At 72.9% G+C, this 5989-nt stretch carries 5 protein-coding genes; 2 read left to right on the top strand and 3 right to left on the bottom strand.

The genetic code is table 11. From position 1 onward, the window contains the following. Nucleotides 1–156: 156 nt before the first annotated feature. Entirely contained in the window at nucleotides 157–852 is a 696-nt protein-coding gene (locus VFZ20_RS01545; RefSeq protein ID WP_329682051.1) for a hypothetical protein, read from the bottom strand. Between the two features lie 108 nt (nucleotides 853–960). Here VFZ20_RS01545 and mqnB point away from each other — a divergent pair, with 108 nt between their 5' ends. Together mqnB and VFZ20_RS01535 are read left to right on the top strand one after the other, a co-directional pair. Continuing rightward, nucleotides 961–1695 (top strand): futalosine hydrolase, encoded by a 735-nt coding sequence (gene mqnB / locus VFZ20_RS01540; RefSeq protein WP_329682050.1) that lies wholly within the window; start codon nucleotides 961–963, stop codon nucleotides 1693–1695. A gap of 713 nt (nucleotides 1696–2408) precedes the next feature. After that, nucleotides 2409–3278, top strand: coding sequence for a 1,4-dihydroxy-6-naphthoate synthase (locus VFZ20_RS01535; RefSeq protein WP_329682049.1), 870 nt, complete (start codon nucleotides 2409–2411; stop codon nucleotides 3276–3278). Nucleotides 3279–3402: 124 nt separating this feature from the next. On the opposite strand, the gene VFZ20_RS01530 is transcribed toward VFZ20_RS01535, so the two are convergent. Then, entirely contained in the window at nucleotides 3403–5208 is a 1806-nt protein-coding gene (locus tag VFZ20_RS01530; RefSeq protein WP_329682048.1) for a DEAD/DEAH box helicase, read from the bottom strand. 48 nt (nucleotides 5209–5256) lie between these two features. After that, nucleotides 5257–5796: a hypothetical protein gene (locus tag VFZ20_RS01525; RefSeq protein WP_329682047.1), complete on the bottom strand. Its 540-nt coding sequence runs from the start codon at nucleotides 5794–5796 to the stop codon at nucleotides 5257–5259. Nucleotides 5797–5989: the final 193 nt, after the last annotated feature.

Below are 5989 nucleotides of genomic sequence, written 5' to 3'. Positions count from 1 at the left end.
CCTCCCCCCGGCCCCCTGCCCCCGCTTCGCGGGGGAGGGGGAGAACTGCGAACACGCCTCGGAGCCTGCTGACGTGCAAATACCACGTTCGAAGTCTACACCCTCTCCCGCGCAGTTTGCGGGAGAGGGTGCGAGCGACAGCGAGCGGGTGAGGGCTCACGCACCGCCGCGCACCAGGAAGATCCACTCCCACCCGTCCGGCCCGCGGCGAAAGCCCGCGCGCAGGTCGCCGTAGCCCTGCTGCGACGCGTACTCCGGCGGCGCGGCCCACACGGGCGTGCCCACCACCGTCGCCACGCCGCGGTCCAGCAGGAACGGCATGCGGTCCAGCGTGCGGTAGCCCTCGCGCTCCCACGACGCGAACGTCTCCAGCAGCCCCATCTCCAGCGGCCCCAGCGTGTGCACGAAGTCGCGCGCCATCACCGACCGCAGCGCCTCCACGTCGCGCTGCGCGGCCGCCTCGCGCACGGACAGGACAAAGTCCGCCAGGTCCAGCCGCGCCGCGTCGGCCGGGCGCAGGGGGGCGTGCACCACGCGGGCGCGCTCGATCCACCCCTCCGGCGTACCCGGGCACACGGGGCAGCGCACCAGCAGGTCCGCCGTATCCGCCCGAAGCACCTCCAGCCGCATGAAGACGTAGGGCAGCGGCACCCCGCCCGCGTCCGTGCGCAGCTGCGTGCCCGCGTCGCGCGTCCACACGTTCTGGAACTGCACGATGGGCGGCGGCGCGGGCGGCCGCACCACCGGCGGCGCGACGGGCGGCGGCGCCACGGCGGCGGGACGGCGCGGCGCGGGCGTACAGGCGGCAATCAGCAGAAGGAGCAGCGGGACGGCGGCGCGTCGCATGTTCATCGAGTACGGATGGATCGGGACCGGTCCGTTTACCGGGCCCCGACGGGCACGTAAATTCGGGGCATCGTCGCCCAGCGCAAGCCACACGCCCGCAGAAAGAGCATCCGCGTGACCGCATCCGCCCCCCTGGCCCTCGTCTGCTCCGTCCCGTTCGAGTGCGAGCGGCTGCGCGAGGCGATGGACGACGTCCGCGAGACCCTCGTCGGCCGCAAGCCGGCGTGGAGGGGGCGGCTGGATGGGGCGCCCGTGGTCCTCGTGGCCGGCGGGATGGGAAAGACCAACGCCGCGCAGGCGCTCACGGCCCTGCTGGAGACGACGGAGGTCCGCGGCGCCCTCGGCTTCGGGATCGGGGGCGCGTACCCGGGCGGCGGGCTGGACGTGGGATCCATCGCCCTCGCGAGCGCGGCTGTCTACGGCGACGAGGGCGTGCAGGCGCCGGGCGGATGGATGTCCACCGAGGGCATCGGCATCCCGCTGTGGCAGTCGGGCGATGCGCGGACGTTCAACGCGTTCGCGCTGGACGCCGCGCGGGTGGAGCGCGCGCGCGCGGCGCTGGCCGCCGCGGGCTACGACGTCCGGACGGGCCCGTTCGTGACAGTGTCGTGCTGCTCGGGGACGGCGGCGGGAGGCGAGGCGATGGCCGCGCGCGTGCCCGGCGCGCTGGTGGAGGGGATGGAGGGCGCGGCGCTGGCGCACGTCGCGGCAATCTATGGTGTACCATTCCTGGAGCTGCGCGCCATCAGCAATCTCGTGGAGGACCGCGATATGTCCCGCTGGCGCATCCGCGACGCCGCCGAAGCCGCGCAGCAGGCCGTGCGCGTGGTCGTCGGGGCGTGGGGATAGGCCTGTCCGCCCGACGTCGAATCCGACGATGAGGCGGCGCCCCAGCCCCGGCGACTGAAGTCGCGGCACCGAAAACGTGATGTCGGCCTGCGCCGACGGGTCCGGCGCGGGCAGAGGGCCGTGGGGTGCACGAGCCTCGTGCAATTGTCTTCCTGAGTCATTCGGCGTTGCGCGCACCCTGCGGGATGAAAGCAGTAGTTCAACCTCCCCCAGGGTTTTTTGGGGGAGGTGGGCGAGCTCCGCGAGCCCGGAGGGGGCGCTCGCGTGAGGCCTGCTACACGCCAGAACCAGCCCTCTTTCTATTCAGGGGCCCTCACGGACTCGACCGTCGCTGGATGCGTGCAGCCCCGAAGGATCTTGCCGGCCCACGCACGAACGCGGAGTCGCGGCAGATGCTGGCCAGGCGGGATCACGAAGGGAAGCGACGGTCGAGCACGGGAGAGGAGATCCTTCGGTCGGCGCCGGAGGTCCGCGTACGGGCAAGGATCGCGCGGCGCCTCCCTCAGGAACAACGAGTTGGATCGAGCACGGAATAGGAGAGGCGGGGCAGTTGCAGTTCTCCCCCTCCCCCGCGACAGCGGGGGCAGGGGGTGGGGGGAGGGGGCCACTCGCCCGTGCAGGATGCCGCGCATCCGGCGGACCCCATCGGCTCATCCGCATCGCACCAGAATCAGATCCCGCGCGGGATCATCAGCCATAGAGCAGACGCAGACATGACCGACGCATCGCAGGACCGCACGCTGACGCTGGGCTATTCACCGTGCCCCAACGACACGTTCATCTTCCACGCGCTCGTGCACGGCGTGGTGGACGCGAACGGAATGCGCTTCACGGAGCGGCTGGAGGACGTGGAGACGCTCAACCGCCTGGCCGCGGCGGCGGCGCTGGACGTCACCAAGATCTCGTACGGGGCCGCGCCCGCCCTGCTGCGCGACTACGTGCTGCTGCGTAGCGGCGGCGCGCTGGGCCGCGGGTGCGGGCCGCTGATCGTGGCGCGCGAGCCGTTCACGCGCGAGCAGCTGGCGGGCAAGCGCATCGCCATCCCCGGCCGCAACACGACGGCCAACCTGCTGCTGCGCCTGTTCGCGCCGGACGCCGAGCCGGGTATCGAGCGCGTCTACAGCGACATCATGCCGGCCGTGGAGCGCGGCGAGGTGGACGCGGGGCTCATCATCCACGAGTCGCGCTTCACGTATCCGCAGCACGGGCTGGTGAAGGTGGTGGACCTGGGCGAGTGGTGGGAGCAGACGACGGGGCTGCCGATCCCGCTCGGCGGCATCATGGCCCGCCGCGCCCTGGGTGACGAGACCATCCGCGCCATCGACGACGCCATCCGCCGTTCGGTGGAGCACGCGTTCGCGCGCCCGGACGACGCGCGCCCCTACATCCGCCTGCACGCGCAGGAGATGGACGATGCGGTCACGCAGCAGCACATCGACCTGTACGTCAACGAGCACTCGGTGGACGTAGGCGACCAGGGCGAGCGCGCCATCCGCGAGCTGTTCGCGCGCGCGGCGGCCGTCGGCATCGTCCCGTCGGACCACCCCGCCCCGTTCCTGGCGGACGAGCAGGTCCACGCGTAGAAACGCAGTTCTCTGCTGCCTCTGCTCCCTCTGCGTGAGAAAGCAGTAAAGCCGTCCCCCAAAAGAACGCCCCCGCCCCGCGTGATGCGGAGCGGGGGCGTCTCGGCAGATCAGCCGATGTCGATCAGTAGCGCGGACGCCGCGGCGGGCCGTCGTCGCGCGGGCGGGGGTAGCGCCGGCCGCCGCCCTGGTATCCGCCGCCTCCGCCGCCGCCGTACGACTCGCCACGGTCCTCGCGCGAGCGGCGCACGCTCACGGGACGCCCGCGGATCTGCGCGCCGCTGAGCGCCTGGATCACGCGGTCGGCATCGGCCTCGTTCACGTCCACGAGGGTGAACTGGTCCGCGATCTCGATGGCGCCGATGGTGTCGCCGCTCACCCGCGCCTCGCCGGCGATGGCGCCCACGATGTCCGCCGGCCGCACGCCGCGCCGCCGCCCGATGCCGATGTACAGCGTGGCCTTGCCGGCCGCCGCGCCGCGCGCCCGCCCGCCGCCGCCCCCGCCCTCACCGCGCCGGCCCTCGGCGCCGCGGCGGGACTCGCGCGGACGGTCGTCGCCGCCACGGTCGCGCACCTCGAACTCGGGGATGTCCGCGTCGTCGCCCGCCTCTTCGGTGCCCCGCGACTCGCCCGCCAGGCGGATGGCGGCCGCGGCCACGTCCACCAGGTCGAACTGCTCGGCCAAGCCGTGCACCATCTGCCGGAACGGCTCCAGCCCCTCGCCGGTGGCGATCAGGTCGCGCACGGCGTCGGACAGGCGCGCCCGCTTGCGCTCGCGCACCTCCTGCGACTTGGGCACGCGCGCGTGCTCGATGGGCTGCCCCGTCGTGCGCTCGATGGCGCGCAGCAAAAAGCGCTCGCGCGGCAGGACGAGCGTGAGCGCCGTCCCCTCGCGCCCCGCGCGGCCCGTGCGGCCAATGCGGTGCACGTAGACCTCGGGCGTCTGCGGGATGTCGTAGTTCACCACGTGCGAGACGTGCTCCACGTCCAGGCCGCGCGCGGCCACGTCCGTGGCGATGAGCAGGTCCGCCGTGCCCTGGCGAAAGCGCGTCATCACGCGGTCGCGCTGGGCCTGGGCCAAGCCGCCGTGCAGCGCCTCGGGGTGGTAGCCGCGCACGCCCAGGGCCGCCGTCAGCTCGTCCACCTCCGTCCGCGTGCGACAGAAGATGATGGCGCTGGTGGGCGCCTCCACGTCCAGCACGCGGGCCAGCGCCTCGAGCTTGTGCTGGCGCGGCACCAGGTAGGCCACCTGCCGCACGAGCGGCGTGTCGAGCTTTTCGCGCTCGATGGTGACGCGCTCCGGCTCCTTGAGCGCCTTGCGCGCCAGGTCGGCGATGCGCGGCGGAAAGGTGGCGGAGAACAGCGCCGTCTGCCGTTCCGAGGGCAGGGCGTCGAGGATGGCCTCGATGTCCTCGATGAAGCCCATGTCCAGCATCTCGTCGGCCTCGTCCAGCACCACGTAGCCGGTGCCGGACAGGTCCAGCGAGCCGCGGCGGATGTGGTCCAGCAGGCGGCCGGGCGTGCCCACCACCACGTGCACGCCGCGGCGCAGCTCGCGCAGCTGGCGGCTGATGTCCTGGCCGCCGTAGACGGCCAGCACGCGCACGCCGCGCCGGGCGCCGTACTTGTGCGTGGCCTCGGCCACCTGCACGGCCAGCTCGCGCGTGGGGGCCATCACCAGGGCCTGGATGCTCCCCGATGCGGGGTCCACGCGCTGCACCAGCGGCAGGGCGAACGCGGCCGTCTTGCCGGTGCCGGTGGCCGCGCGGCCAATGACGTCGCGGCCGCCCAGCAGGATGGGGATGGCGCGCACCTGGATGGGGGTGGGCTCCTCGTAGCCCAGCCCCTCCAGGGCGGTAAGGATCTCGGGGGCGATGCCCAGGTCGGCAAACGCGTTGGGGGCCGCCGGGGCGCCCGCGTCGTCGGTCATGGTCTAAAGAACCGTCTCAGATGTGAAAACGCGCGGACCGGCGGGGTGTCAGTACCCCACCGCTCCCACGTCGGGCTCGCGGGCAAAGGCGCGGAACGCCGCCGCCGCATCGCCCGTGTGCTGCTCCAGCAATCCGCGCAGCCTGCGAAAACTAAACCGCAGCGTGCGTTCGCGCAGCACCGTGTCGGGATCCACCGGCTCTTCCAGCCACTCGGGGCGGTACTTGTCCGTCGTGGCGAACTGGGGCGCGTTCTCCAGCCCCTCGGCCGGCGGCAGCACGCCCATGCCGCTGCGGACTAGCTCGAACGCCATGGCGGGGTCCAGCCCCTCCTCGTGCGCCACGTCGTACAGCATCTCGGCCAGCTCGTCGCTCATGCCCACGGCGACGGCTTCCTGGATGACGTCCATGCGGCGGCGGCTCACCTCGTCGGCGTTGAGCCCGGCTTCGTCCAGCAGCCCCTCGCCGGCGCCGAACCACGTGTCGTCGCCGCGGCGCAGGCGGCGCCGCTCGCGGTAGGCGGCCAGGGCGTGGTTCGCCCGTTCCTCGCGTTCTTCCATGTCCCAGCCCGTCTGGTCCTGATCCACCATGCCCCCAAGCTCCCGTCCTGTGCGGACTCGCGGTTACGAGCCCGTGTCGCGAGCAAGGGCCGGACCACTTCATCCCCAGCGGCCGAATTCGGCAGCGGGCGGGTGCGTGCTCCGCGCGAAGAACGGCAGGGATTCGGAGCCGACAGCGGATTCCCCGCGGCGGGCGAGCGCCCCCCCATCCCCGGCCCTTCCC

Source organism: Longimicrobium sp. (genome assembly GCF_036280135.1).
In the GTDB taxonomy this organism is placed as follows: Bacteria; Gemmatimonadota; Gemmatimonadetes; order Longimicrobiales; family Longimicrobiaceae; genus Longimicrobium.
This window is presented reverse-complemented; position numbering and strand designations above follow the sequence as displayed.